Here is a 1,237-nt window from a genome sequence, read left to right as displayed (position 1 = left end):
TATCGTGCACACTAGCTAATTTAGGATGATTACATTTACGTCAAGGAGCTTAACTACACAGAGGCTTTGATTGTTTTCGGAGATGTCTTTTATTTGACGATTTTACTAGCTTTTTCATTTTAACTCTTTTTTGACACATTCGCAAAAGTGAGATGCACCCGACTGCGGGGCATAAAATTTCTGTTTTTTTAAACAACAAATTAACAAGAAAGGGGTCAAAAGTAAGATACCTATACTATCACCAATCCACCAACCCGTGAAAGTTTTTATAAAGTCAGACAAAGGGACAAATTTTTGATAAGTGAATGAACAAGTCCCGATAAAAGCGTTGGGTAAACTAACTCCCAAAAAACTAACGGCGATAAAAATTACTACATGATTGACTTCATTAAAAGGAAATTTTGTGCGAGTTAACCGTCTAATCACAAATACTGCCAATAAATTCCAAATCGTTACACTAATAGTATTGAAAACAGCACTCCATAATAAGCTTGGGGATATCGGCCACATGATTAAGGTCGCAATCAATTGACCCATAAAGATACCTAACCAACGAGAATAACCCCACTCCAATAAAGTGGCGAACATCCATCCTGTTCCGGGCCAAACGGGTGAAAGATATGGTGGAATAATCGTAATACTGGATATTTTATGATTATTCGTGAGCATCCAACAAATCAAAGGATAAATAATGGAAATAATCAGAACTTGAAGCCACCAGTGGGGATTTTTTATTTCTAATCCGAGACCATTTAAGATGTTAAAAAACTGTTTTTTTGCGATCATTTCTTAGGTATAAACTTGCTTTACAAAAACTGTCAAATCTCTATTATGAACCATTAAAGGTTCAATTAAATCAAGAATTTGCTCAAATTGAAATTGACGTGCTAATTTAGTCAGGCTTTTGATTAAAAATAGTTCATTTTCAGGAATTTCCTGCATTACTTTCATCACATTTTGTGTGTTAGCTTCTAACACAGCTTTAGATAAGCTTATCATCCATTCATGGGGCTTTAACTAGGTAGGCGCTGTCAAACAAAACGCAACTATGTAAACGATCGTAAAGTATCAAAATCCCAAGAAAGCAGCACTAGGAGACCCTGTTTACATAAAGTTACATAGTTCAGTTTATTTCCGCCGACCTACTTAGGAATGAAAATTTAATAACATCAGCGATGTATAATAAATAAATGAGTGAATATGAATAGGTTTATGTTGCGGTAGAGATGTCAAATAT

2 protein-coding genes are annotated in these 1,237 nt (G+C 34.6%); both read right to left on the bottom strand.

The genetic code is table 11. The annotated features are described in order from the left end of the window. Positions 1-114: 114 nt before the first annotated feature. On the bottom strand, positions 115-786 hold the full coding sequence (locus E5S67_RS32015; protein ID WP_172193507.1) for an MASE1 domain-containing protein: 672 nt from the start codon (positions 784-786) through the stop codon (positions 115-117). 3 nt (positions 787-789) lie between these two features. Then, complete coding sequence (locus E5S67_RS32010; RefSeq protein ID WP_216670854.1) at positions 790-978, bottom strand: hypothetical protein; 189 nt, start codon at positions 976-978, stop codon at positions 790-792. Positions 979-1,237: the final 259 nt, after the last annotated feature.

It is taken from the genome of Microcoleus asticus IPMA8, from assembly GCF_013179805.1.
Classification (GTDB): Bacteria; Cyanobacteriota; Cyanobacteriia; order Cyanobacteriales; family Microcoleaceae; genus Microcoleus; species Microcoleus asticus.
This window is presented reverse-complemented; position numbering and strand designations above follow the sequence as displayed.

Coding starts and splice junctions, on each gene's coding strand:
- E5S67_RS32015 (WP_172193507.1), bottom strand. CDS start 786: ATGATCGCAAAAAAACAGTTTTTTAACATCTTAAATGGTCTCGGATTA.